At 63.2% G+C, this 25492-nt stretch carries 21 protein-coding genes; 8 read left to right on the top strand and 13 right to left on the bottom strand.

Annotated features, from left to right (window positions below):
- Window positions 1-109 precede the first annotated feature (109 nt).
- Window positions 110-2527, top strand: coding sequence for a bifunctional diguanylate cyclase/phosphodiesterase (locus tag AC3YMN_RS08050; RefSeq protein ID WP_489889615.1), 2418 nt, complete (start codon window positions 110-112; stop codon window positions 2525-2527).
- A 60-nt stretch (window positions 2528-2587) separates the two neighbouring features.
- Here AC3YMN_RS08050 and AC3YMN_RS08045 read toward each other — a convergent pair whose 3' ends face one another.
- Together AC3YMN_RS08045 and AC3YMN_RS08040 are read right to left on the bottom strand one after the other, a co-directional pair.
- Window positions 2588-2797 carry a DUF4334 domain-containing protein gene (locus AC3YMN_RS08045; protein WP_489889614.1) on the bottom strand — a complete coding sequence of 70 codons (210 nt, stop codon included), beginning with the start codon at window positions 2795-2797 and terminating at the stop codon, window positions 2588-2590.
- Window positions 2798-3041: 244 nt separating this feature from the next.
- Window positions 3042-4121: an AI-2E family transporter gene (locus tag AC3YMN_RS08040; protein WP_489889613.1), complete on the bottom strand. Its 1080-nt coding sequence runs from the start codon at window positions 4119-4121 to the stop codon at window positions 3042-3044.
- Between the two features lie 186 nt (window positions 4122-4307).
- Between AC3YMN_RS08040 and AC3YMN_RS08035 the strand changes: the two genes are divergently transcribed.
- On the top strand, window positions 4308-4886 hold the full coding sequence (locus AC3YMN_RS08035) for an alpha-ketoglutarate-dependent dioxygenase AlkB (RefSeq protein WP_489889612.1): 579 nt from the start codon (window positions 4308-4310) through the stop codon (window positions 4884-4886).
- A gap of 49 nt (window positions 4887-4935) precedes the next feature.
- Here the strand turns inward: AC3YMN_RS08035 and AC3YMN_RS08030 are convergent, their stop codons facing one another.
- Genes AC3YMN_RS08030 through AC3YMN_RS08020 form a run of 3 tightly spaced genes read right to left on the bottom strand, consistent with a single transcriptional unit; the run spans window position 4936 to window position 9888 of the window.
- Window positions 4936-8094: a multidrug efflux RND transporter permease subunit gene (locus AC3YMN_RS08030; RefSeq protein WP_489889611.1), complete on the bottom strand. Its 3159-nt coding sequence runs from the start codon at window positions 8092-8094 to the stop codon at window positions 4936-4938.
- 8 nt (window positions 8095-8102) lie between these two features.
- Entirely contained in the window at window positions 8103-9284 is a 1182-nt protein-coding gene (locus tag AC3YMN_RS08025; RefSeq protein ID WP_164854919.1) for an efflux RND transporter periplasmic adaptor subunit, read from the bottom strand.
- Between the two features lie 40 nt (window positions 9285-9324).
- Window positions 9325-9888 carry a TetR/AcrR family transcriptional regulator gene (locus AC3YMN_RS08020; protein ID WP_127754854.1) on the bottom strand — a complete coding sequence of 188 codons (564 nt, stop codon included), beginning with the start codon at window positions 9886-9888 and terminating at the stop codon, window positions 9325-9327.
- Between the two features lie 340 nt (window positions 9889-10228).
- Here AC3YMN_RS08020 and AC3YMN_RS08015 point away from each other — a divergent pair, with 340 nt between their 5' ends.
- The 5 genes from AC3YMN_RS08015 (at window position 10229) to AC3YMN_RS07995 (ending at window position 16077) form a co-directional block, all read left to right on the top strand.
- Complete coding sequence (locus tag AC3YMN_RS08015) at window positions 10229-10423, top strand: YtcA family lipoprotein (RefSeq protein ID WP_489889610.1); 195 nt, start codon at window positions 10229-10231, stop codon at window positions 10421-10423.
- Window positions 10423-11469, top strand: coding sequence for a multidrug transporter subunit MdtN (mdtN, locus tag AC3YMN_RS08010; RefSeq protein ID WP_172121602.1), 1047 nt, complete (start codon window positions 10423-10425; stop codon window positions 11467-11469). Before AC3YMN_RS08015 ends, mdtN begins: the two co-directional genes overlap by 1 nt.
- Before the next feature lie 19 nt (window positions 11470-11488).
- The gene (locus tag AC3YMN_RS08005) at window positions 11489-13453 is read left to right on the top strand and encodes an FUSC family protein (RefSeq protein ID WP_489889609.1); all 1965 of its coding nucleotides are present in this window, start codon (window positions 11489-11491) and stop codon (window positions 13451-13453) included.
- Complete coding sequence (locus AC3YMN_RS08000) at window positions 13453-14985, top strand: TolC family protein (RefSeq protein WP_489889608.1); 1533 nt, start codon at window positions 13453-13455, stop codon at window positions 14983-14985. The genes AC3YMN_RS08005 and AC3YMN_RS08000 overlap by 1 nt, the downstream gene beginning before the upstream one ends.
- A gap of 159 nt (window positions 14986-15144) precedes the next feature.
- Window positions 15145-16077: a manganese catalase family protein gene (locus tag AC3YMN_RS07995; protein WP_127754859.1), complete on the top strand. Its 933-nt coding sequence runs from the start codon at window positions 15145-15147 to the stop codon at window positions 16075-16077.
- A 39-nt stretch (window positions 16078-16116) separates the two neighbouring features.
- On the opposite strand, the gene gst is transcribed toward AC3YMN_RS07995, so the two are convergent.
- Entirely contained in the window at window positions 16117-16818 is a 702-nt protein-coding gene (gene gst, locus AC3YMN_RS07990) for a glutathione transferase, Atu5508 family (protein ID WP_172121605.1), read from the bottom strand.
- 73 nt (window positions 16819-16891) lie between these two features.
- Window positions 16892-17794 carry a LysR family transcriptional regulator gene (locus AC3YMN_RS07985; protein ID WP_489889607.1) on the bottom strand — a complete coding sequence of 301 codons (903 nt, stop codon included), beginning with the start codon at window positions 17792-17794 and terminating at the stop codon, window positions 16892-16894.
- 91 nt (window positions 17795-17885) lie between these two features.
- On the opposite strand from AC3YMN_RS07985, the gene AC3YMN_RS07980 reads away from it, so the two are divergent.
- Window positions 17886-18764 (top strand): aldo/keto reductase family oxidoreductase, encoded by an 879-nt coding sequence (locus AC3YMN_RS07980; RefSeq protein WP_489889606.1) that lies wholly within the window; start codon window positions 17886-17888, stop codon window positions 18762-18764.
- A gap of 60 nt (window positions 18765-18824) precedes the next feature.
- Here the strand turns inward: AC3YMN_RS07980 and AC3YMN_RS07975 are convergent, their stop codons facing one another.
- From AC3YMN_RS07975 to AC3YMN_RS07950, 6 genes are all read right to left on the bottom strand, one after another.
- Window positions 18825-19565: a ribonuclease activity regulator RraA gene (locus tag AC3YMN_RS07975; RefSeq protein WP_127754863.1), complete on the bottom strand. Its 741-nt coding sequence runs from the start codon at window positions 19563-19565 to the stop codon at window positions 18825-18827.
- Between the two features lie 28 nt (window positions 19566-19593).
- Complete coding sequence (locus AC3YMN_RS07970) at window positions 19594-20754, bottom strand: mandelate racemase/muconate lactonizing enzyme family protein (protein ID WP_489889605.1); 1161 nt, start codon at window positions 20752-20754, stop codon at window positions 19594-19596.
- Window positions 20755-20772: 18 nt separating this feature from the next.
- Window positions 20773-21870: an ABC transporter ATP-binding protein gene (locus AC3YMN_RS07965; RefSeq protein ID WP_489889604.1), complete on the bottom strand. Its 1098-nt coding sequence runs from the start codon at window positions 21868-21870 to the stop codon at window positions 20773-20775.
- Window positions 21871-21881: 11 nt separating this feature from the next.
- Window positions 21882-22676 carry a carbohydrate ABC transporter permease gene (locus AC3YMN_RS07960; protein WP_210258578.1) on the bottom strand — a complete coding sequence of 265 codons (795 nt, stop codon included), beginning with the start codon at window positions 22674-22676 and terminating at the stop codon, window positions 21882-21884.
- A 110-nt stretch (window positions 22677-22786) separates the two neighbouring features.
- On the bottom strand, window positions 22787-23746 hold the full coding sequence (locus AC3YMN_RS07955; RefSeq protein WP_489889603.1) for a carbohydrate ABC transporter permease: 960 nt from the start codon (window positions 23744-23746) through the stop codon (window positions 22787-22789).
- A gap of 80 nt (window positions 23747-23826) precedes the next feature.
- A complete protein-coding gene (locus AC3YMN_RS07950) occupies window positions 23827-25311 on the bottom strand; it encodes an ABC transporter substrate-binding protein (protein ID WP_489889602.1) in 1485 nt (494 codons plus the stop codon).
- Window positions 25312-25492: the final 181 nt, after the last annotated feature.

Below are 25492 nucleotides of genomic sequence, written 5' to 3'. Positions count from 1 at the left end.
AGCCTACTGGGACAGCAGTCTCCGATTGGAAACGGCACCTCCCCTATAGGCGATGACCATGTCGACTGAGTTGAACGCTGAGCTGTCCGAAATTGCCGAAGCACAAAGGATGGCCAAGCTGGGCTTTTGGTCCTGGGAGCCTCACACCGGCAAGTTCTCCTGCTCGGAGGAGGTTTTTCACCTGCTGGGACGTGACCCCGCCACGTTCCAGGTCACGCTGCAAAGCAGTTTGGAGTGCATCCATCCCGATGACCGGGAGGCCGTCCGGGAGAACCTGCGGGCAACAATCGACAAACGGCAGCCGCACAGCACCCAGGCACGGGTTGTTCTGGGTGACGGTCAGTTCCTGCACTTGTGGTCCAGGACCCAACCTGTCCTGGGCACCAACGGAGAGGTCATCGAGGTCAAGGGGATCTGCCAGGACGTCACTGCCCGGGTGCTCGCCGAGGCTGCCCTGCGCGAAAGCGAGGACCATTACCGCCATGCGATTGAACTGAGCCCGCAAATCCCCTGGACCGCCGACGTTGACGGCAACCTGCTGGAAATCGGCCCCCGCTGGCCCAGACTCATTGGCATGACCCGCGAAGAAACGCTGGGGAAAGGCTGGTCCAGGGCACTTCACCCGGACGACGTGGACGCAGCGGTGGCATCCTGGCAGTCCGCAGTAACCTCAGGGCAACCGCTCGACATCGAGTATCGCGTCCGCCGCCGCGATGGCAACCACACCTGGATCCGCGTCCGGGCTGCCGCTCGGCGCGACTCGGAAGGTCGCGTGGTGCGTTGGTATGGTACCGCCGAAGATGTCCAGGCCTACAAGGCGGCGGCCAGCGCACTCAAGGAGAGCGAAGCGCGTCTCGCAGCATTGCTTGAAAGTACCGGCAACTGTGTGGTCGTTGTCGACGGGAACTGGCGTGTGACCTATCGCAACCAGCGGGCGCTCAATGCCACGGGTAAACCGGGAAACTTGCGGCTCGGCCAAACCCTGTGGAAGGCGCTGACGCTTGATCCTGACAGCGAGTTTCGCCAGCGCCTGCAAGCGGTAGCCGAGATCAGGCAGCCGGCGGAATTCGAGACCTTCGTTCCAGGGCTCAATGTCTGGTTCGAGGTCTATGTCAGCCCCTATGGGGACGGGCTGTCGATATTTTTCCGGGACATCACCGAGGTAAGGACAGCGAGGGACAGGATCGCCCATCTCGCCCACCACGACGCCCTCACTGGATTGTCGAACCGGGCGCATTTCCTGCAGCGCCTCGACCGCGACCTTGATGCTGCTGTCCGCAACGGCGGAAGCGTGGCTGTGGTTTATCTTGATCTCGACGACTTCAAGGACATCAACGACACCCTTGGGCATGCCGCGGGCGACGCTCTGCTCACGACCGTCGCCAAACGGCTTGAAGCCGTTGTTCCGGGATGCGTGGCTCGTATCGGTGGGGACGAATTTGCCGTTCTGCAAACCGCCGATGTCAGCGAGACTACCCTGGCGGAGTTGACCTTGAGGATGCGGGACGTGCTGGCAGAGCCCGTTTCCTACCTGGGGGCCGAACTGTCATGCAAAGCCAGCTTCGGCATTGCAATGTATCCCCAGAGCGACCCGCAGCCGGCCGAGCTGATGAAGAACGCCGACATGGCTTTGTATGACGCGAAAAATTCCGGCGGCAACCGCCTGGCTTTTTTCAACCCAGCCGCCAGGCACCGGCTCCAACGGCGTGTGTCGGCGCTGTCATGCGCCCGAGACGCGCTTGAGCGCGACGCCGTCTTCCCTTTTTATCAACCCAAGGTTTCGCTGAGTACCGGCGAGTTGTGCGGGTTCGAAGCCCTGCTGCGCTGGAGTTCGCCCCGCCACGGCGTCCAGCCACCGGGCCTGATCAAGGAAGCCTTCGACGATCCGCTGCTTTCGGTCGCCTTGGGCAAGCGCATGCTGCAGCGGGTCGTTGCCGATATGAAGCTCTGGCGGGATCAAGGCATCGATTTTGGCAGCGTCGCCATCAATGTTTCGGCCCAACAATTCTTCCGGATGGACCTGGCAACCACCATTCTGAAATCGCTCCAGACAGCTGGACTTCCGGCGAGTTGCTTTGAGATCGAAGTGACCGAAACGGTGTTCCTCGAAGACGACTCAGGGACAGTCGCTCGTTCCCTGCAGCGTCTGCAGGAAGGCGGCGTGAGCAGTTCTCTGGACGATTTCGGCACCGGATACGCGTCCCTGACCCATCTGAACAAGTTCCCGGTGAGCTGGCTCAAGATCGACCAGTCTTTTGTCAAAAATCTCGGCGTGGATCCCAACGCAACGGCCATCGTCAAGGCAGTCATCGGCTTGGCCCATGCGCTTGGCATCAAGGTCGTTGCCGAAGGCGTGGAAACGACTGAGCACTGGGACATCCTGCGCACCAACAGCTGTGATGTTGCTCAGGGATATTTGTTGGCAAGGCCGATGGCCGCGGAGCGCGTGCCCTATTACGTCAGGCACTTAGCAAGCTCCATGGAACTCGAAGCAACCTACGACCGCTCGAGTGCAAGTTCCGCCTGACCCTGCGCGAGTTGCACATGGGGTGTGGCCTATCGAGGAGGTAACGGGGTAACCCCGGTTTTACCGGGCCCCGACCCTGCCGCCCTTGTCCCGGTGCAACGCAAAAAACAGCGGCTCCAAGCCCCGGCAATCCATCATGCCGAGCAGGAGGTCCGGGGTGACCCTCCGGAACGAGTCGATAATGGGCTGCCGGTCATAGATCATCGACAAGGTAGGCACACCCCGGCAGGTAAGCGTCCGCAAGCGCGCACTGGGTTTATCCGTCGCCATGGCGCGATAGCCCAGCCGGAACAGCAACCGGACGGGGCCCAGCCGTTGCAGGCGGGCTGTAAGGCCGAGGGCAAGAATGTCCTGCTGTTGCGCGGCATTTCGGTCAACAGCCGCTGGTCATCGGCCGCGTGCTCGCCAGCACCACCGCTCCTGCACCCGCACTGATCCACTGGGATCGTTCCTTCCACAAGCTCGGCAGCTAAGGGCGGCAACCCCGTCCTGGGGTCGTCCATGTCGCCACCGCTCAAACCGTCTCGGCTGTGTCCTCGCTGCTCTCGCTCAGCCGATCATCGGTGAACTGCGACCACACGGCCATGAACAGCGCCGCAACCAGCGGTCCCAGCACAAAGCCGTTTGCCCCGAACAAGGACAAACCCCCGATCGTGGAAATCAGCACCACATAGTCGGGCAGCCTGGTTTCGCGGCCCACAAGCACGGGCCGCAGGAAGTTGTCGATCATGCTGATCACCAGCGCACCAACAAGAACGAGGATGATCGCCTTGGTGATCTCGCCGGTCAGGCCGAGATAAACAGCAAACGGCGCCCAAACCAGAAAGGCGCCAACCGCCGGCAGCAGCGACAGCACCGCCATCACCACGCCCCAAAGCAGCGGCGCTTCGATGCCAAGCAACCAGAACGTAACCCCACCAATCCCACCTTGGGCAAGGGCGATCAGCACATTGCCCCGCACCGTCGCCTTGACCACCGAAACGAACTTGGCGGCAATGTCGTCGGTCCGGGTGCGGTCAAGGGGAACTGAGTTGCGGATCATCAGCACCAGGGACCGGCCATCCCGGAACAAAAAGAACAACAGGTAAAGCATGATCGCGAGGCCAATAACGAACTGTAGCGTGCCTTGCCCGATGCCAAGGGCGCCGCTGGCAATGGTTTGGCCGGTGTTGGAAAGGGCTGAAAGCACGCCGTCCTGGATCTCGCGCAGATTGCCCAGATTCATGTCGGCCAGGGCCTTGTTGGCAAAATCCGGCAAAACCGCCTGTACCTGGGCCAAGGCATCGGCGAGGCTAAAATCGCTTTCTCGAAGCCGCCGGATCAAGGATGAGACTTCAATAGAGAAGGACGCAATGACCAGGCTGGCCGGGATCAAAACCACGCAGATACAGGCCAGTACGCTGACTACGGCCGCAAGGCTGCGCCGGCCGCCGAACCAAACGGTCAAGCGCCGCTGCAGCGGATTAAACAGGATCGCCAGGATCACCGCCCACAAAATGGCGCTGTAATAGGGCAGGAGCAGCCAAACAAAGGCTGCAGTGATCGCGACCACCAATGCCACGAAGCTGATGTTTTGAATGCCTTGTCTCGACATCGATGGAGCCCTTTTCGGTTCGCCTTCTGCAGCTGCTGCCAAGAGCGTGCGTACTGAACCCCCGAGGCGCCAGCTTCGATCCCCAGCAGTTGAGGTCCTTCACCGCGACCTGGGCGCGGGCCGTGCTCGCCCGCCCTCATTGTGGCTGCAATGGACGCACACCGCCGTTCCGGGTAGCCTCCGCCCATGATCTCGCAACCCGACCTTTTCGGCTCGCCTGGGCCGGTGCTCCCTGAGGGCTTCCGCTATTTTCCTGACGCCATCCCGCCTGCCATGCAGGAGGACGTCCTCGGGCAGGTGCGGCAACTGCCGTTCCAGGCCTTCGACTTCCATGGCTTTGAAGGCAAGCGCCGGGTGGTTTCCTTTGGCTGGCGCTATGATTTTTCGACCGAACGGCTGGCGCGGACTGACCCTGTTCCCCCTTTCCTTTTGCCGCTGCGCGATCAGGCGGCGGCCTTTGCCGGCATCGAGCCGGACCGGCTGCAACAGGTTCTCGTCACCGAATATGGGCCGGGTGCACCTATCGGCTGGCACAAGGACAAGGCCGTCTTTGGATCCATCGTGGGGGTATCGTTGCTGTCGGCCTGCACCTTCAGGCTCCGGCGCAAGGCGGGCGCCAAATGGGAGCGCGTCTCGATCACCGCCGAACCCGGCTCGGCCTATCTGCTCTCGGGCGCGGCCCGGACCGAATGGGAGCACTCCATTCCACCCGTGGAGCAAACCCGGTTTTCCCTCACCTTCCGCGAGCTGCGCAACCAGCCCTAGCAGCCCATCGCAACAACAAAGGGGCAGGTCTTGCCTGCCCCTTCCTGTCTTATTCGGCCGCAACAGCCGGCGCGCTGGCGGCGGCGGGCGCAATGGGCTCATCAACCCCGATGCGCTTGGGCTTGGCCCGCACCAGCTTCATGATGAACACGAACAGCACCGGCACAAACAGCACTGCCAGCAGCGTGGCGGCGATCATGCCGCCCAGCACCGTCGTGCCGATGGCGTTCTGGCTCGAGGAGCTGGCGCCCGTGGCGATCGCCAGGGGTACCACGCCAAGGGTAAAGGCCAGCGAGGTCATGATGATTGGCCGGAACCGCAGATGGGCCGCCTCGATCGTGGCCTCCAGCAACGGCTTGCCCTCGGCCCAGCTATCCTTGGCGAACTCGATGATCAGGATCGCGTTCTTGGCGGAAAGGCCGATAATGGTGATGAGGCCCACGGTGAAATACACGTCGCTCGCCATGCCGCGCAGCATCACGGCAAGCACCGACCCGATCACCCCCAGCGGCACCACCAGCATCACCGACAGCGGGATCGACCAGCTCTCATAGAGTGCGGCCAGCAGCAGGAACACAAAGGCCACGGTCAGGGCCATCAGGAACATGCTTTGCGAGCCCGACTGGATTTCCTGGAGGGTCTGGCCCGTCCATTCAAAACCAAAGCCGGCCGGCAACTGGGCGGCAAGCCGCTCCATCTCGGCAATGGCATCGCCCGAGGTAAAGCCCGGGGCCGCCGAGCCCGCGATGCGCACCGCCGGATAGCCATTATAGCCCACGATCTGCGCCGGCCCGAGCCGCCAATCGGCCTTGGCAAAGGTCGACAGCGGCACCATGCCCCCGTTGGAATTGCGCACGGTGAGGTTGAGCAGATCGCTCACATCCATGCGCTGCCCGGCATCGGCCTGCACCGTCACGCGCTGCATGCGCCCCGCATTGGGGAAGTCGTTCACATAGGCCGACCCCAGATTGGTGGAGATGGTCGAGCTGATATCGGCAAAGCTGACGCCAAAGGTATTGGCCTTTTCACGATCCACGATCAAATTGATCTGCGCCGTGTTGGGCATGCCCTCGACGCGCAATCCCCGCAGCACCGGGCTTTGCGACGCCAGCCCCATCAACTGCTGACCGGCGGCGGCAAGCGCCGCCTGTCCCTGCGATCCACGATCCTGCAAGCGGAAGGTGAACCCGTTTGAGGTCCCGAGCCCGGCAATGGGCGGGGGCGACAGCGCAAACGAGATGGAGTCGCGCAGGCCGAACAACTGACCATTGACCCGATTGGCGATGGCGTCGGCGGAGTTGTTTTCGTCGCGCTCCTTCCAATCCTTGAGCGTGATGAAAGCCAGGCCCGCATTGTCGCCGGCGCCCGAAAAGCTGAAGCCGTTGATGGCGATAATGTCTTCCACCGCGTCTTCGGCGAGGAAAATGCCTTCCACCTGCTTGGTGATCTCGGCCATGCGGTTATTGCTGGCCCCTGGAGGCGCCTGCATGTCCGCGATCAAAAAGCCCTGGTCTTCACTGGGCAAAAACGAGGTGGGCAATTGCATATAGGCCCAGCCCAGCCCGACAATCAGCGCCAGGTAGATCACCATGAACCGGCCGGTGCGCCGCACCATCCAACCCACGCCCTTGGAATAACCGCCCGTGGCGCGATTAAAGGTGCGGTTGAACCAGCCAAACGGCCCGCGCTTTTCGTGGTGCCCCGGCTTGATCGGCTTGAGCAGCGTCGCGCACAACGCCGGGGTGAGCGACAAGGCCAGAATGCCCGAAAAGATGATCGAGATCACCATGGTCAGGCTGAACTGCTGGTAGATCACGCCCACCGCGCCTGACGTAAACGCCAGCGGCACGAACACGGCCGACAGCACCAGCGTGATGCCGATAATGGCACCCGAGATCTGCTTCATCGCCTTGCGCGTGGCCTGGAGGGGCGGCAGCCCTTCCTCGGCCATGATGCGCTCGACATTTTCCACCACCACGATGGCGTCGTCGACGAGAATGCCGATGGCGAGCACCATGGCAAACATCGTCAGCACATTGATGGAAAAGCCCGCCGCCAGCATCACCGCGCAGGTGCCCGCCAGCGCCACCGGCACCACCAGGGTCGGGATCAGCGTGTAGCGGAAGCTTTGCAGGAAAATGAACATCACCACAAAGACCAGCGCCATGGCCTCGATCAGGGTGTGGATCACCTTCTCGATCGAGACTTCCACAAAGGGCGCGGTGTTGTAGGGAATGCGGTATTCGACCCCCGGCGGGAAGAACTGGGCGAGCTCCTCCATCTTGTGTTCCACCGCTTCAGCGGTCGCCATGGCATTGCCGCTGGGGGCCAACTGCACGGCAAAGGCCGCCGCCTGCTGGCCGTTGATACGGGTGGAAAAGCCATAGCTCTCCGCCCCGATCTCGATGCGCGCCACATCGCGCAACCGCACCGAAGAGCCATCAGGATTGGCGCGCAACACGATCGAGCCAAAAGCCTCGGGCGTCGATAATTGCCCGCTCACCAGGACGCTGGCGGAAATCTGCTGCGTCAGCGGATTGGGCTGCGCTCCGATCCGGCCGGCCGCCACCTGGGCGTTCTGGCTGGCAATCGCCGCGGTCACATCGGCCGAGGTCAGGTTCAACCCCAGCATTTTGTCAGGGTCGAGCCAAACGCGCATGGCGCGCTGCGAAGCAAACACCTGCGCCCGGCCAACGCCCTCGATGCGGGCGATTTCGCTGGTCACATTGCGGCTGAGATAATCGCCCAGCCCCACGGCATCCATCTTGCCGTCGGTGGACACGAGCGCCACCATCATCAAAAAGCCCGAACTGGCTTCCTGCACCTGCACGCCCAGCCGGGTCACGATCTGGGGCAGCCGGGATTCCACCCGCCGCACCGCGTTCTGCACGTCAATCGACGCGTTGGCCAGCTCGGTGCCGGTCTCGAAAGTGGCATTGATCGTGATCATGCCCGACGCATCGGACGTCGATTCAAAATAGATCAGTCCCTCGACGCCATTGAGCTCGTCCTCGAGCGGGCGCGTTACGCTCTGGTAGATTTCTTCCGGCGAAGCGCCGGGATAGGTGGCGTAAACCGAGACCTGGGGCGGCGCCACATTGGGATATTGCGCCACTGGCAGATTGGGGATGGCGAGCACGCCGGCCACCACGATGAAAATCGCGACGACCCAGGCGAAAACCGGCCGCTCAATAAAAAACCCAGCCATATCAGTCCTCAGTTCGCCTTGGCGGCGTCAGCCACTGGCGCTTGCCATTCTTGCGGGTTGACCGTCGCGCCCGGCCCGATCTTCTGGAAGCCCTCCACCACGACCTTGTCGCCGACCTCAAGACCCTGCGCGATGAGGTAGCGGTTGCCGAGCGAGCGGCCGACCTGCACCACCCGCAGCTGCGCAACATTGTCTTCGCCCACCACGTAAACCTGCGAATTGCCACCGGCATCGCGCAGCAGCGATTGCTGCGGCACGGTGATCGCATCCTGGTCGAACGCCTGTTCGATCAGCACGCGCACATAAAGCCCTGGCAACAGATCGCCATCGGGATTGGGTATCTCGGCCCGCATCGTCACCTGGCCAGTGCTGGCATCCACCGCCGCTTCCTGGAACAGCAGCTTGCCCTCATGGGGATATTGGCTGCCATCATCGAGCTTGAGCGTGACCCTGGCTGCGTCCTCGCCGGCGCTGACCAGCGTGCCATCTTCCAGCGCACGGCGCAGGGCGATGAGTTCGCCCGAGGACTGGGTGAAATCGGCATAAACCGGATCGAACTGCTGGATGGTCGCGAGGCTCTCGGGGCTATTGGCCGTGACCAGCGCCCCTTCGGTGATCAAGGCCCGCCCGATGCGCCCACTGATCGGCGCCCGCACTTCGGTATATTCGAGATTAAGCCGTGCCCCCGCCAGATTGGCTTCGGCCGCCGCCACATTGGCATTGGCCTGCGCCAGGGCAGCCGTTGCGCTTTCCAGCACCTGCTGGCTGGCCACATTTCGCTCGCGCAGCGTATTTTGCCGCTCGGCCTGCTGGCTCGCCTGCAACTGCCCCGCCTTGGCGCTGGCCAGGTTGGCCTCGGCACTCGCGACCTGCACCGCAAAGCTGGCCGGATCGATGCGGTACAGCACATCGCCCCGCTCCACCTGGCTGCCCTGCTCGAACACCCGCTCCACGACAATTCCCGACACCCGCGGCCGCACCTCGGCGATCCGGGTGGGCACGATGCGGCCCGGCAACTCATTGACCAGCGCCACCCGCTCGGGCTTGACCGTCAAAACGCTCACCCCGGCCGGCGGCATCGCCGGCGGAGCCGCCGCTTCAGATTGTCCATCAGCATCGCTGCAAGCGGCAAGAACGGCTACCAGCCCGATGGCCAAGGCGGCCCCGGATACGCGTTTCACAAAGTTCACGGGAGTTGTAGTCCTGGTTGGTCAGAAGATGGTGGTGGGTTCAGTGGGGGTCGAGATCGTCCAGCTGCGCCAGCTTGCCGATCTCGGCGAGCAGCTCCTGCCGCTCGCCATCGGGCCAGCTATGGGTGCCAAACCATTCGAGCGAGCGCATGCCCTCAAGCGCGAGGAATGCCAGCCGCGCGCCCGCCGTGGCGCCGGGGGCTGAAACCGCCTGAATCTCGCGTTCATAGTGTTCGCTGATGACCTTGGTGAGCTCAAGATCATTGGTAAGCGAGGCGCAAAGATTGCGCGCCACGGCCCGCTGTTCTTGCGGCAGGGCGGCCATTGTCAGTTCCACATGGGCGGCAATGCGCCCTGAGGCGCCCTGGACCGGCTGATCCAGTTCGGCTTGGTCGAGCATGCGCTGCCATTCGTTGAAACGGCGTTTGACAATGAGGCGGATCAGGTCCTGCTTGCTGCCGCAATCGCGCACGACGCTGCCCTTGCTGATCCCCGCCTCAACCGCGACGTCCTCAAGGGTGAAATTGGCCGCGCCATTCTGGGCGATGACGCGCTCGGCCGCGTCGAGGATGGTGTTTTCCTCGATAGTCCTGTGGCGCGCCATGACCAACCCCGATTAATTCCTGAACAGTCAGCTATTATTGCTGGCGGACCCTGTCAAGCGTAGCGCGGCGCGGTCGGTTACCGCGGGCAAAGCAGCGCCACACCACCCCGCCACCGCTACCAAGCCCGCACCCGCATTCGCTCCGGCGCTTGATATCCGTCAGCCGCGCCGCTCGCCCTATTGCTAGAAATGAACTGGAATTGGCGTGGTCCGGCCGCTTCCGGCCGTCCTCACCGCGAGCGGAACACGGGAGCTTGGGGTGCAATCGAGGGGGTGGGGCACAGCTGTCTTTTTAGCCGTTGCCCTCCCCGGCTGCGCCCGCGTCCCTCACGCCCCATCCGTGCCCATTTTCGGCTCCTATTTTCCCGCCTGGGTAATCTGCGCCGTAGCCGGCATCATCATTGCGGTGATGATCCGCGCGCTCTTCATCCTGCTCCATATCGATCAAAACCTGCCCGCCCCGCCCCTGGCTTATCTCTGCTTGTCGATCAGCGCCGGCATCGGCTGCTGGCTCCTCTGGTCGGGATATCTGTGATGCTGGCAAAGATCTTCGGCAGATTGGTCGGCTATGCCATCTTCATCCTCACCGCCGGGATGATCTATCTGGCCTGGAGCGAGGGTGCCGCCAATCCCAGCTCGGATTTCGCCGAGATCGATGCGCCCCTCGTGCAGATTTCCCCCAATGTGCCGGGCCGCATCATCGAGATCCCGGTCAGCAACAACGCCGCCGTCAGCAAAGGCGATACCCTGTTCCAGATCGATCCGGAGCCTTACCGGTTGCGACTTGAACAAGCCCAGGCCGAGCTGCGCGCCACTCAATCCGAACTCGCCCAGGGCGAGCGCAACATTTCGGCCGAACAAGCCAATGCCGATGTCACCCAAAAACAGATCGAGCGCGCCCAGTACAATTCGGACCTCGCCAAGCAGACCCTTGACCGGCTCGAGCCCCTGCTCAAGCGCGGCTTTGTCACGGCCCAGCAGGTCGATGAAGCCCGCACCGCCTACAACGATTCCCTGGTGAGCCTCGAGCAGGCACTTCAGCAATCCCAAGGCGCCACCGAGGTGATCGGCACGGTGGAAACGCGGCAAGCCCAGGTCGAAACCGCCACCGCCACCGTGGCCCTGGCGGAACGGGACCTCGCCAACACCACCGTGCGCGCGCCCATCGACGGCATCATCTCGGGCCTCACCATGGCGCCAGGCGAATATGTGCTGACCGGCGTGCCCGCCTTTGCCATGATCGACACCTCCAAATGGGAAGCGGTGGCGTTTTTCCGCGAAACCGAACTGCCCAATATCTCTCTCGGCGATGAGGCCGATGTCTACATCATGGCCGATGCCGAGTTGAGTGTGCGCGCCACGGTCACGGCGATCGGTTGGGGCGTCCGCTCCACCGATGAAACCACCATTCTGGGGCTACCCGTGCTGGCCAATTCACTCAATTGGGTAAAGGTGGCCAAGCGTTTCCCGGTTTATCTGGAAATGCATGAGCCGCCCTCCTCACTGCTGCGCGTCGGGGCGTCGGCAGTTGTTGTCGTGGACAGACCTTCGGATCGCCGCGATGCTCCCCGTCAGCCCTAGGCCCAGGCTTGGCGACGTCTTGATCGAAGAACTGCGCCCCCATCAAGGGCGGCTTGGCGCGTCCCTGCGCACCGCGCTCTGCTGCGTGATCGTCGTGGTGCTCTCCATGAGCCAACAGGTGCCCGAAGCGGCCTTGTCCTGCTATCTCGTGTTCTTTGCCAGCCGCAACAATGCTGCCAGCGGCATCGCTATTGCCTTGGCCCTCATCATGGCCGCAAGCGTCGGCATCGCGCTCGGCGTCCTGGTGCTCGATATCGCGGCCGACGAACCTATGGTGCGCCTCGCGCTCGTTGCCGCCTTCACCTTTGGCGGCATGTATTTCTCCGTCGCCACCTCCGCCGGCTCCATTGCTGCCACGGTCGGCTTCGTCTTCGCTTTTGTGCTCACCCTTAACGATTTCGTGCCCATTCCGGGCCTGCTGGTCCGCGGGCTGAGCTGGATGTGGGTTGTGGTGTTCTTCCCCATGGCGACCCTGGTTCTGGTCAATGCTCTGATCGGTCCCAATCCCAACACCATGGTGCGCCACGCCATTGGCAAGCGCCTGCGCACCGGCGCCAGGGCGCTGCGCGGCGAGGCCGGGGCGGGCGCTGCGGCCCTTGCTCTTCTGTCCGAAGAACCCGAGGAAGGCGATGAACTGGCTTCCCCCATCCAGCTGGCTGCCCTGCTCGGCTATGCCAGCAGGGGTGAAGCCGCGCGCCTTGGTGCGACCCTTCCCGCCAGCGAAACCCTGCTCCTCGCCACGCTCGATGCGCCCCGCGATCCCGCGCTCGCCGCCGATCTCGAGCGCCTCGCGGTCCTGATCGAAGAACGAGCCCCCCACCGGGGCGGCTGGCAACCCAGGGCCTCCTCCCCCGCAACCCAGCCGCTGGCCGAAGCGGCCGACCGGCTGGCCGATCTCTGGAGCGGACGCACGCCCCTGCCGCCCAGCCCCGATCCCAGCCTTGAGCTAACGGGCGGCGACACCTTTACCAACCCCGCCTATCTGCAGTTCGCCCTCAAGACCACGCTCGCGGTTTTTATCACCTACGCCATCTACACCGCCCGCGACTGGTTCGAAGTGCATACCGCCATGATCACCTGCTTTTACGTAGCGCTCGGCACCACCGGCGAAACCCTCCACAAAGCCACCCTGCGCATCATCGGCTGCCTCATTGGCGCGGTCATGGGCGTCGGCAGCATCCTCTTTCTCATGCCGCACATGACCGATATCGGCCAGCTCATGCTGCTGGTGGGCGTCTGCAGCTTCATTGCCGCCTGGGTCGCCAATGGCTCGAGCCTCATTCAATATGCCGGCTGGCAGATGGCGCTGGCCTTTTTCCTCTGCACCCTGCACGGCTTTGGCCCCTCGCTCGATGTCGGGGTCGCCACCAACCGCGTGCTCGGCATCCTGATCGGCAATGTGGTGGTGGCCATTGTTTTTCTGTCCTTCTGGCCCACCAGCGTTGCCGGCGTCATCGCCGGCCATCTCTCCCATGCCCTCCAAAGCCTCGCCACGGCCCTCCGGCGCCCCACGCCCGGCGCGGCCGAGCCGGCCACCGAGATTGCCGAAGCCCACCGCCTCACCCTGATCTCGGTGTTCGAGCCCGAATGGCTGCGCCTCAGCTCGCCCGTCCTGCCCCATGTAGCCACCATCCTCGAAGCCAGCCAGCGCGCCGTACCCGAGATCGCGCGTCTGCAGCTGCTGCGCCAGACCGGGTGCTTCCTGCATGGCGCCCCGCGCAGTGTCAAAGCAGCAACGCTGGCGCAGGAAGCGTCTGTGGGCGGGTTTTTAAAGACTGCCGCCGATGCTATCCTCGAGCCTGCCCCGGAGGCCCGGACCATGCTCGACCAGTCGTTGCATCAAGCCTTCCAGTCGCTGCATCGCCTCGAGCGGCTGGAGCGCAAGGCGCCTCGCCGGGCCCGCTGGCGCGCCGACCTGGAGGGCGCCATCCACTCCTATCAGAAATTGCTGCTCGGTTTTGCTCGAACGCTCGAGGCAATCTAATGCTTGTGCACCGGCTCCCCCACGTCCTGGCTGTTCTGCTGATGGGGGTGGGGCTGGCCAGCTGCTCCCCCTCCTCCCTCAATCTCGCGCCTGCCAGCGCCACCACGCCTTATAATGGCGTTGCGGGCATGCCGGCGCTGGACAAGGGCACGCGGAACTTCGCGGCGGCGCCCGACCCCAGCATGCCCATCGTGGTGACGACGCCCACGCTCAATTCCTCCACCACCTACAGCCTGCCCCAGCTCATCAACATCGCCCAGCTCGCCAGCCCCGCCACCCGCGCCGCCTGGCAGCGGGCGCGCGAAGCGGCCGCCGCCACCGGGGTGGCCGAAGCCACCTATCTGCCCGTGCTGTCAGCCGATGTTTTAGCCGGCTTTGCCGCCACCTCCACTACCGCCCCGGGCCTGCAAACCGAGATCCTCGACGTCCCCATCGACATCCCCAACGGCACCATCACCACTTCGGGCGTGCAAGTGGTGCCCGCGCTCGCCATCGAATGGCTCCTGTTCGACTTCGGCTCGCGCGACGCAGCGCTGGCCAGCGCGCAACAGCTGTCCTTTGCCGCCAATCTGGGCTTCACCCTCGCCCACCAGAAGCTGATCTACGATGTCAGCAACGCTTATTACCAATACAACGCCGCCAGGGCGCAGACGCGGATCAATCGCGAAGCCCTCGACAATGTCAAAGTTGTCCTCGCCGCCGCCGAGGCCAAGCTGAAACAGGGCCTCGCCACCACAATGGAGGTCGCTCAGGCCAAGCAGCAGGTGGCCCAGGCCGAGTTCGACCTCACCCAGGCCGTCGGCCAGGAGCGGAGCACGCAATCCATGTTGCTGGGGGCCATGGGCGTGTCGCCCCTCACCAACATCAAGGTGCAGGACATCAGCAACAAGCCGCTGCCGAGCAAGCTGCCCGCCAATCTTGACCGGCTGATCATCGCGTCCCTGCAGCGCCGCCCCGATGTCCAGGCAGCCTTTGCCCAGATGAAAGCCAGCGAACAGGGCATCCTCGCCGCCCAAGCCAATTTCATGCCCAAAGTGGCGCTGACCGGCAATCTCAGCGCCGTTCTCGGCAGCTATTCGGTCGATGACAGCCGCTTTGATGCCGATGCCTCGCTCACCGTCGCCCAACCCAATGCCGCCGTGCTGCTGGGCCTCAGCCTGCCCATCTTCGATGGCGGCCTGCGCGACAGCCAACTCCAATCGGCGCAAGCCAATGCCGCCGCTTCCGCAGCCGATTTCAACCGCCTGCAAAGCACCGCCGCCCAGGAGATCGTTGTCGCCTATGACGTGCTGCGCACCAGCCTTTCGGGCTATGCCGCGGCAACTCAGCTCGTCAACGCCGCCCGCACCAACAACGACGCCGCGGTGGAATATTACAGCACCGGCATCGGCACCCTGCCCGAAACCAGCGTGTCACAGGCGGGGCTGCTCAAGGCGCAATACGCCCAGGCCCAGGCGCGCAGCAATGCGTTTTCCGCGGCCGCGGCCCTCGCCTTTGCCACGGGAACCTTGACCAGCGCGCATGGTCTTTAATGCCGGCGCTGCGCGCTGCCCCGCCTGGCGGCGGCCGCTAAAATAAACGACGATTACTCATGCTGTGCCCAAGCAATCGGCAAGACTATTTCCCCTTTATCGGAACGTCCCCGCGGGGCCACCGTTGCTTCTGCTTGGCTAACACAAGGAGTGCCAAGCATGTTCATGCGCGTCGATCGCCTCATAACCGAGCTGCCGCCCCCCAAAAAGCAGGATCCCAATGCTGCGGCCGCACTGCAGGAACTGCTGGGTGGCAAATATGGCGAAATGTCCACCCTTGGGAACTACATGTTCCAAAGCTTCAACTTCCGCAGCAAGGACAAGCTGCGCCCCTTTTATAGCCTTGTCGCCTCGATCACCGCCGAAGAACTCGCCCATGTGGAGCTCGTGAGCAATGGCGTGGCCATGCTCAACAACGGCCCCGAAAAGCCGGGCGGCGATGCCGGCCCCGGTGGCGATATTTCCAAGTCGCCCTTCGAAGCCATGCAGGATATCCGCCTTGCGGCGGCGTTCCTTTCCAATGGCGGTGGCGCCACGCCGGTCAACTCCAATGGCGTCAGCTGGAACAATGATTTCATCACCACCACCGGCAATCTGATCTTTGATCTCTTGCACAATTTCCATCTCGAATGCGGCGCGCGCCTCCACAAGCTGCGCGTATACGAAACCCTGAGCGCTGACGACGCCACGGGCCGGGAAGTGTGCGGCTATCTGCTGGTGCGCGGTTCGGTGCACGCTCATTCCTATGCGCTGGCGCTCAAGAAGCTCACCGGCGTCGAGATCGAAAAGATGCTGCCAACGCCCAATATCCCGTTGGCCAAGATCCCGGAATGCCAGAAATACCTGGACGAAGGCTCACATCGCCGCCTCTACACCTGGAGCCAGAACGACTACAAGGACATCTCGGGCATCTGGTCCAATGACGAAGTCGCCCTGCCCGGCGATCCTCCCGGCCCGCTTGAGGTCGTTGAAGGCATGCCCAATGGCGGCAAGATGCAGCAGCTCCAGGGCGTCCCATCGGCTTTCACCCCCGATTATGCCCCCGAGGAATTCTACGAAATCGCCGCCAAGCTCTACCAGGCTTCGCGCTGATCCCATCGGGGCGGCTTCGGCCGCCCCGCTCCCCGCCCCTCAGCCATTGAGTATCTTGGCCATGGATTGGCCGATCTGCCCGCCGGCATAAGCATCGCCGTAATCGGCCCGCGCCTTTTCCGCCAGCGCCGCCAGACTGGGCTCCGCCGCCACCCGCCGCGACAGCGCCAACGTCCGCGGCGCCGTCTCTGCCAACAGCGCCTCGATCCGGCTGAACCGGTCCGCTACCGTGGTCCAGAGCGTTGCCGTGATCACATCGGCAATCCCCGGCCCCGCCTCTCCCAGCAGAAAGCCGGCATCCTCGGTCAGGCCATGGCGGCTGCCCAGTTCCTCCCACAGCGTCATCCACTTGGCAAAGCGCGGCACATGCTCCTTCCAGCGCGCTTCGTTCCACATCTCCATGCCCCCTTGCAGGGTCAGCTCGTCGATCACGTCATTGGCGTCGTTGACCACTTTCATGGTCAGGGCGCGCAGTTCGGCCGTCGGCGGCATCAGCCCGAGCGTTTCCCCGAGATAAAGAACAATTGCGGGCATCTGCGACACGGCAAACCCATTGCCATTGTCGATCAACACCGGCGGCCCCATGAACGGCACCGGCATGGCGCTGACCGGCCCCCCCATCAGCCCCGCAATCGCGCCATCATCGGTTTCTGTCCAGCTCTTGCCGGCAAAGGCCAGCACTGCTCGCACGAACTGGCCGCGAAACGGCACTGACCAGTATAGGAGCTCATAATCGGCCACGATCCCTCTCCTCATGCTTGGGAAGGAACCAACGAAGCCGTGCCCGGCGGCGTTCCCGTTTGACCGATCGCCCCTAAAACTTGCCCGACTTGATGAAATCCACAAAAGCGCGCAGCGGCGCTGGCACCAGCCGACGGCCGGGATAATACAAAAACGGCCCGCTAAAGCTCGACCACCATGGCTCCAGCACCGGCACCAATTCGCCCCGCTCGAAATGGGGCCGCAACCAATCCTCGAACAGCGCGACGATGCCCATGCCCGCAATCGCAGTATCGATCGCCAGCTCCATCGCTGCCCCGGCCTGCACGATCAGCGGACCCTTGGGCTCGATGCTGACCCGCTCCCCATCGCGCTCGAAATCCCAGGCAGACAGCGCCCCACTCGGAAATCGGCCCTGGAAACACGCATGTTCGAGCAACTCGCGCGGATGGCCGGGCGTGCCCCGTTGCGCGAGATAAGCCGGCGCGGCTCCCAGGCCAAAGCGCTGCACCCGCGGCCCGATCGGCACCGCGATCATGTCCTGAGCCAGCTTTTCCTCATAGCGGATGCCGGCATCGCACCCGGTTGCCAGAAGGTCCACAAAGCTTTCATCGGCCACGATCTCGACCCGGATCTCGGGATAGGCAGCCAGGAACGGGGGGATGATGGCGGGCAGCACCGTGCGCGTGGCGCTGACCGGCACATTGAGCCGCAGCGTGCCCATCGGGCGCTCGCGATGCACGTTGACCACGTCTACCGCCAGCGCAATCTCCTGCAGCGCGGGCGCAAGCCGCGCCAGCAGGTCGCGCCCCGCTTCGGTGGGTCCGACGCTGCGGGTGGTGCGATTAAGCAGCCGCACGCCCATTTGCGTTTCGAGGCGCCGCACCGCGTCGCTCAGCCCCGAAGGGCTGCGGCCCAGCTCCCGCGCAGCATCACGAAAGCCTCCGGCGCGCGCCACTACCGCAAAGGCACTGAGGTCATTGAGGTCGAAATCCACTGTTCGCCCTTCCGCACAGCCCGTGCGAATTGTGGGGCGTTATCACGCCAATCGGCAAGCCCTATCTTGGTGCGACAACTGGAGAATGATCATGTCCACAATCGAAACCGCCGGCACCTATCCCCTTGCCGACCGTCCCGTAAAGCGCCTCGGCTATGGCGCCATGCAACTCGCCGGCCCGCATGTATTCGGCCCCCCGCGTGATCCCGACGCCGCCCGGGCTGTTCTGCGCGAAGCCATTGCGGCCGGGGTCAACCACATCGACACCAGCGACTTCTATGGCCCCCATGTCACCAACCAGCTGATCCGGGAGGCGCTCGTGCCCTACCCTGCCGACCTCGTCATCACCACCAAGATCGGCGCGGTGCGCGGCGCCGATGCCTCCTGGTTGCCGGCATTCTCGGCCACCGACCTCGCCCAGGCGGTGGACGACAACCGGCGCAATCTCGGGCTCGATGTGCTCGACGTGGTCAATTTGCGCATCATGTTCGGCATGGGCCCGACTGAAGGCTCGATCGAAGCTCCACTGACCGCTCTGCTCGAGCTGCAAAGCCGTGGCCTCGTGCGGCATGTCGGGCTGAGCAATGTCACCGCGACCCAGGTTGCCGAAGGGCGCAAGCTCGCGTCCATTGTTTGCGTGCAGAACCAGTACAATCTGGCCCACCGCGAGGACGATGCGCTGATCGACGAGCTCGCCGCTGCTGGCATCGCTTATGTGCCGTTCTTTCCGCTAGGCGGCATTTCCCCGCTGCAGTCGGCGACGCTGTCGAACGTGGCGGAGCGCCTCGGCGCCACCCCGATGCAGGTGGCCCTCGCCTGGCTGCTCCGCCGCTCACCCAATATTTTGTTGATCCCCGGCACGTCCTCGGTGGCCCATCTCCGGGAAAATCTCGCCACCGCGCAAGTTGAGCTCTCCGCTCCCGATATGGAGGAACTCAACAGCATCGCCGCTCCCGCTGCAGCGTCGTAACCGGCTTTGCAGCCTTGGCCGGCCCTGCGCTCCTCAAACGCAGGGCGGGCCGGCAGGGCCCTAGCGCAGCGGGTTCTCGCGCCGCCAGGCCTCGTATTCTTCCTGGGCATCGGGATGGAGCGGGTAATAGCGCTGCAGCGATTCCCCGGCCATCAGCTTCATGCGCGAGAATTCCTCCCATTCGGCATGCTTCTGGCCGTCCTCGATCACCTGCTGGGCCATCGACACCGGCACCACCACCGCGCCATCGTCATCGGCCACGATGATATCGCCGGGCACCACGGTCACCCCGCCACAGGCAATGGTGACATTGACCGCATAGGGATAGATATCGGTCTGCACATGGTAATTGGGCGACCAGCCCTTGAGCCAGAGTGCGAGGTCGAGCTTTTCCACATTGGGCCGGTCGCGCATCACCCCGTCGATGATGATGCCCGCGCCCCCGCGGCCCTTGAAATAGGTGGACATCATGTCCCCGAAAATGCCCGAGCGCATGTCGCCGCGCGCATCCACCACCACCACATCACCATCCTGCACATGATAGAGCACATGCCGGTGCAGCTGCGTTTCGGGATCGGCATATTCGCCTTCGCTAAAGAGGTCGGGCCGCTGCGGCAGGCATTGCAGCGTCAGGGCCGGCCCGCAGATCACCTTGCCCTTGGTCTGGGGCAGGATGCCGGTCATATGCGGGTTGCGGAACCCCATATGCCCGAGCGTGCCGGCAATGGTCGCCGCGCCCAGCCCGCGCAAGCCCTCGATCAATTCCTTTGCCGGCCGTTGAATCTCGGCGCCACTCGTCATTCGTCTTTCCTCCACTTTGGCCGGCCGCCTACCAATTGGTCACCGAACCATCTCGGCGCCGCAGATGCGGCGCTTCCCAGAACTCAAAACTCTGCCGCGCCAGGAGGTCTTCATTGACCTCCACCCCCAGCCCCGGCGCATCGCTGACCCGGTAAACCGCGCCCTCCAGCTGCGGCTGCACCGGAAAGAAGTCGGCGTTGTTGAAGCCCAGCCCGCGTTCGGGCTCCCGCGTCTCGAGCCAGGCGAAATTGGGCACAGCCGCCGCGAAGTGCACGGTCGCGGCCGTGCAGACCGGCCCCAGCGGGTTATGCGGCATCAGGTCGACATAATGGGCCTCGCTCCAGCCAGCGACCTTCATCGCCTCGGTCAGCCCACCGACATTGCACACATCGAGCCGATTAAACTGGTGAATGCCCCGCTCGATATAGGGCAGGAACTGCCACTTGCTGGAAAACTCCTCGCCAATGGCAAAGGGAATATCAGTCATCCCGCGCAGCGATTCGTAGGCTTCGGGCGTCTCGTCGCGGATGGGCTCCTCGAGAAAATCGAGCACGCCCTTGTCGAGCTTGTTGCAAAAGCTCGCCGCCTCCGCGACCGACAGGCGGTGGTGATAATCGATCCCCAGCACCACGGCGTCGCCCAAGGCCTCGCGCGCCCGGTTAAGCAGGCGCGCCGTGCTGGCAATGGACTCGCGCGGCTCAAAGATGTCGCGGCTATCCTGGCCGATGGGGAAAAAGCGGATCGCGTCGAACCCCATTTCCATCAGCTCAACGGCCCGCTCGATCGCGCCCTCCCCCGCACTGTCACCGGTGGAGGCAAAAGTGGGGATCACGTCGCGCTGCTTGCCCCCCAGCAACTGGTAGACCGGCACGCCCAGCGCCTTGCCCTTGATGTCATGGAGCGCAATGTCGATGGCCGAGATCGCGGCCTGCAGCACCCGCCCGCCCTCGAAATACTGGCTGCGATACATTTCCTGCCAGATCCGGCCGATCTGCATCGCGTCCTGCCCGATGAGGAACTCGCGGTAGTGCTCGACGGCCCCGGCCACCGCCTTTTCGCGCCCGGTGAGGCCACTTTCGCCCCAGCCAAAGATCCCGCCATCGGTTTCGATCTTGAGCAGGAACTGGTTGCGGATACCCACGCGCACGGCAAAGGGCGTAATGGCAGTGATCTTGAGCTGGAACGGCATGAGCAGGGGTAATCCGGATTATGCCGAGCGCAGCGCCATTTCGGTTTCGCCATCGAACAGATGCATGCGCTCCTGGTCGAATTCGAGCCAGACCTGCTCGTCGGGCGCGACCTGCACCGTGGGTGGCAGGCTGATATTGACGATCGAGCTCGCGACGAACGCCTGCACAAAGGTGATGTCGCCGGTGGGCTCCACCGTATAGACCCGCGCCGGCACCGCCCCGTCCACCGCCGATTTGTGCAGCCGGATGGTCGAGTGCCGCGCCCCCAGCACCACTTTGCGCGAACTGGCGCCCGCAACCTTGCGCGCATTGGCCTCCGAAAGCGGCATGTGCCAGCCCTCGGCGCTGGTCAGCACCGTTTGCCCATTGGCACTGCTGGCTTCCAGCGGCACCAGACTCATGGCCGGGCTGCCGATAAAGCTCGCGACGAACATATTGACGGGGTGGGCAAAAACCTGCGCCGGCGTATCATATTGCTGCAGCAGCCCCCCATTCATGACAGCCATCTTGTCGGCCATGGTCACGGCTTCGAGCTGGTCATGGGTCACATAAATGATGGTCGCCCCCAGATCCTGGTGGAAGCGCTTGATCTCGGAGCGCATCTGCACGCGCAGCTTGGCATCGAGATTGGACAGCGGCTCGTCCATCAGGAACACCGCCGGGTCGCGCACCAGCGCCCGCCCCAGCGCCACCCGCTGCTGCTGCCCGCCCGACAGTTCGCGCGGCTTGCGCTCGAGGAGGTGGGTGATGTCGAGCACCTTGGCCGCCGCATTGACCTTGGCCTCGATCTCGGCCTTGGGGAGCTTTCTCATCTGCAGCGGGAAGGCGAGGTTCTGGAACACGCTTTTTTGCGGATAAAGCGCATAGTTCTGGAACACCATGGCGATGTCCCGGTCCTTGGGGTCGAGATCGTTGACCACCCGGTCCCCGATCACGATGTCCCCCGAGGTGATCGGAATCAGCCCCGCCACGAGATTGAGCGTCGTCGTCTTGCCGCAACCGGACGGGCCGACCAGGGCGACGAACTCGCCATCATTAACTGTCAGGGACACGTCCTTGGCCGCGTAAACCGAGCCATAGGTCTTGACGAGATCCTTGAGAACCACCTGAGCCATGGGGCAACTTTCTAGTGTTTGACCGCGCCTTCGGTGAGCGCACGCACGAAATATTTCTGGAGCACGAGGAACAGCACCACCACCGGCACGCTCATCATGAAGCTTGCCGCCATCAGGCCCGGGAAATCGGTGGTGTTTTCCGAAAAGAACCGCTGGATGCCGACGGGCAGGGTCAGCTGGTCGTTCCGGGTGAGGAAGGTCGCGGCATAGATGTATTCGTTCCACGCCCCGATAAAGGAATAGATTGCGGTGGCGATGATCCCCGGCGCCGAAAGGGGCATGACGATCAGGAGAAACGCCTGGAAGCGCGTGGCCCCGTCGATCCGCGCCGCCTGCTCGAGCTGGACGGGGATGTTGTCGTAAAACCCCTTGAGCAGCCAGATCGCCAGCGGCAGCCCGAAGGTCAGGTAAGTCAGGATCAGCGAGCCATGGGTGTTCACCAGCCCCAGCACCCGCATCAGGATGAAGAGGGGCACGAGGAAAATCACCGCCGGGAACATGTTGCGCAGCAGCACCGCAAAAAACAGGAATTTGCGGCCGGGAAAGCTGAAGCGCGAGAAGGCATAAGCCGCGGGCACCGCCACCACCACCGCCATGATCGTGGTGCAGACCGAAACAAAGAGGCTATTCCAGAAAAAGCGCAGGAAATCCTGCCCCACGCTGTTTTGCGGGTCGAGCAGCTTCTGGTAGCTCGCCAGCGTCGGCTCGCTCGGCCACCATTGCGGCGGGAACTGCATGGCGGCAAAGCCCGATTTGATCGAGGTCAGCAGCATCCAGATCATGGGCAGCGCTGTGTAAACCAGCATGAAGCCGAGAAAGATGCGCCCTGCCCAGCGCCAGCCATCGATCTTCTTGCGCCCACGCCGGGCGGTAATTGCGGTGCGGCCCGATGAGGCAGCGGTTTGGGTGATGCTGGTCACGCGCCGTGCTCCTTTTTCTCGTTGCCGCTGAGCGCGCGGACATAGAAGTAGCCCAGCGCCATCAGGATGATGAACAGCAGCACCGAATAAGCCGAAGCCACGCCCCAGCGCTGCCGCCCGAAGGCCAGCTCATAGATATGGGTGATCCAGATATGGGAGGCATTGGATGGCCCGCCGCCCGTCATGATCCAGGGGATAATGAAGGAATTGAAGTTCGCCACTGCCAAGAGCAGGATGGTGACCGTCGACACTCCGCTCAGATAGGGAAAGGTCACGTGCCAGAACCGCTGCCAGGTCGAGGCGCCATCCACCTTGGCGGCGCGCAGCAATTGCTCGGGCACGGTCTGCAGTCCGGCCATGATCATGATCATGGCAAAGGGGAACTCGCGCCAGATATTGACCACGATCAGCGAGGGCAAGACGGTGTGGACATTGTCGATGAAGTTGGGCTGCTGGTCCACCAGCCCCATTTGCACCATCACCGCGCCCAGGATGCCGAAGTCGGAATGGTACATCCACTTCCAGATATAGGATGCGGCCACCGCGCTGATCACCCAGGGAATGATGAGGATCGCGCGCAGCACGGCCCGGCCGGCAAAATCGCGGTGCAGCGCCAGCGCCGCGGCATAGCCCAGCACAAAGGCAATCAGGGTCGAGGCAAAGGTCCAGATCACGGTGTTGAGGGTGACGCGCCAGAACACATTGCTTGAGAGGATCGTGGCGTAGTTCTCGACCCCCACAAAGTTCTTGTCGCGCAGCTGCAGACCGGGGGGCGTTTCAAAGAACGACAGGTCGATCGTGTAATAGATGGGATAAGCGATGACGATCAGCATGACGATGATCGCGGGCAGCACATAGAGATAGTCGGCCCGGCTGGCCCATATCTGCTGCAACACACTGGGGCGAACAATGCGCGCCTGGGCAGGGGCGCTGGCAAACCCGATCTGGGTGGTCATTGTGGCTCTCGTGGTGAGAGAAAAACTAACCGGCAGCGGCGCAGGGCTGCCGCCGGTCGCGTCTTCTGTGCCGGCTGGGCCTAGAGCCCGCCGCCGCCCGTCAGGTCGCGCACCTTTTGCGCCGCATCATCGGCCGCTTCATCGACCGTCATCGCCCCGGTCAGTGCGTTTTGCAGCATGTCGGGAATAATGATGTTCATGATCTCGGGCGTCACCGGCAAGGCCGGGAACGGCACGCCATAGGGCAGCATGGCGGTGGTCACATCGAGGAACTCGATGTTTTCGAGCCGATCCTTCATCCAGCTGGTCTTGAAGCCATTCAGATTGCCCGGATTGGAGCCCGCATAGGCCATTTTGAGCGACCATTCGGGGCTGGTCCAAAAGCAGGTCATCGCCTTGGCCGCTGCCTCGTCCACGACACCGCCATCCACATATTCAGGCTTGAGGATGTGGATATTGGAGCCGCCGAACACCACCGCGCGCCGCCCGTCGGGGCCGGTGGGAATAAGGCCATAGCGCATATTGTCGATGACGGTCTGTGCCTTTTCCTTGTCGGCGCCCGTGGCCTTGGCCTGCAGGTCCAGCATCACGTCATAGTCGGATGGGTGCGACACCATCATCGCCACCTGGCCGGCCAGAAACAGCGGCTGGTTGTCGGCCTGCTGGTTGGTCAGTGCTGAAACCGGCACCGATTTGTCGCGCACATACATGTCATAGGATGCCTGCAGCGCCGCCTTGCTTTCGGGGCTGTCGAGGCGAACCTCTTCATAAGTCGGGTTCGGGTCGGCTTCGTCGAACACGCCCCCGCCATAAGCCCAGAGCTGGGGCATGAAGCGATAGGGGGTATTGCCCGCATTCTTGCGCGCGACGAGCCCATAGCCGGCAATGCCCAGCGTGTCGTGGATCTGCTTGGAATAGGCGACCACCTCATCCCAGGTTGCCGGTGGCTTTTCGGGATCAAGGCCGGCCCGCTCGAAGATGTCGGCGTTCCAGATAAAGCCCATCGTCTCGTTATTGGTGGGAATGCCGTAGGTCTTGCCTTCCCACATCACCGACTTCATGGCGCCCGGCCAGAAATCCTCGGTTTTCCAGCCCACATCCTCGGGGCTGAGCTCCTGCAAATAGCCCTTGGAGGCAAATTCCACCCCGCCCAGGATCTGCAGGCGCACCATCATCGGGCCGGCATTACCCAGAAGCGCGGTGCGGAACTTGTCGAGCAGGTCGTTATAGGTCAGCGCCTGTTCCTGGAGCTCGATATTGGGATAGGTTTCCCGGAAGGCGACAAAGAAGTCCTTGTAGTACTGGCGCAGCAGATCGGGATCACCCTCGAACACGCCCTGGTACCAGAAGGTCAGCTTGCCTTCATAATCGAGCGGGGTGACGGCCCCGCACTGCTCGGCCGTGTCGAACTCCTCGGTGCCCGCGATCGAGCGCACATATTCCGGCGACCACTGGCTGATATCGACACTTTGCGCGAGCACGGAAGTGCTCATCATCGTCGACACAGCGAGCGCAGTTATTGCTGCGCCATGCACAAGGGCACGGCCCAAACTGGGCTTCCTCATCTCGTCCTCCTGTCATCCGCTGGGCTCGGCGCAGCGGGCTCCCTTGGCGATCGGACAGCGGGCTTGTGCCTCTTCTGTCTCGCGCCACCTCAGGCAGGTTTGCAGACAATAAATTATGTGTCAACGGGCTAAAATTGCACATTATCCGCAAGATTTGTTGTACGATCCGGGCCCGTCTTGG

The sequence above is a fragment of the Devosia sp. Z11_6 genome (assembly GCF_058133665.1).
This window is presented reverse-complemented; position numbering and strand designations above follow the sequence as displayed.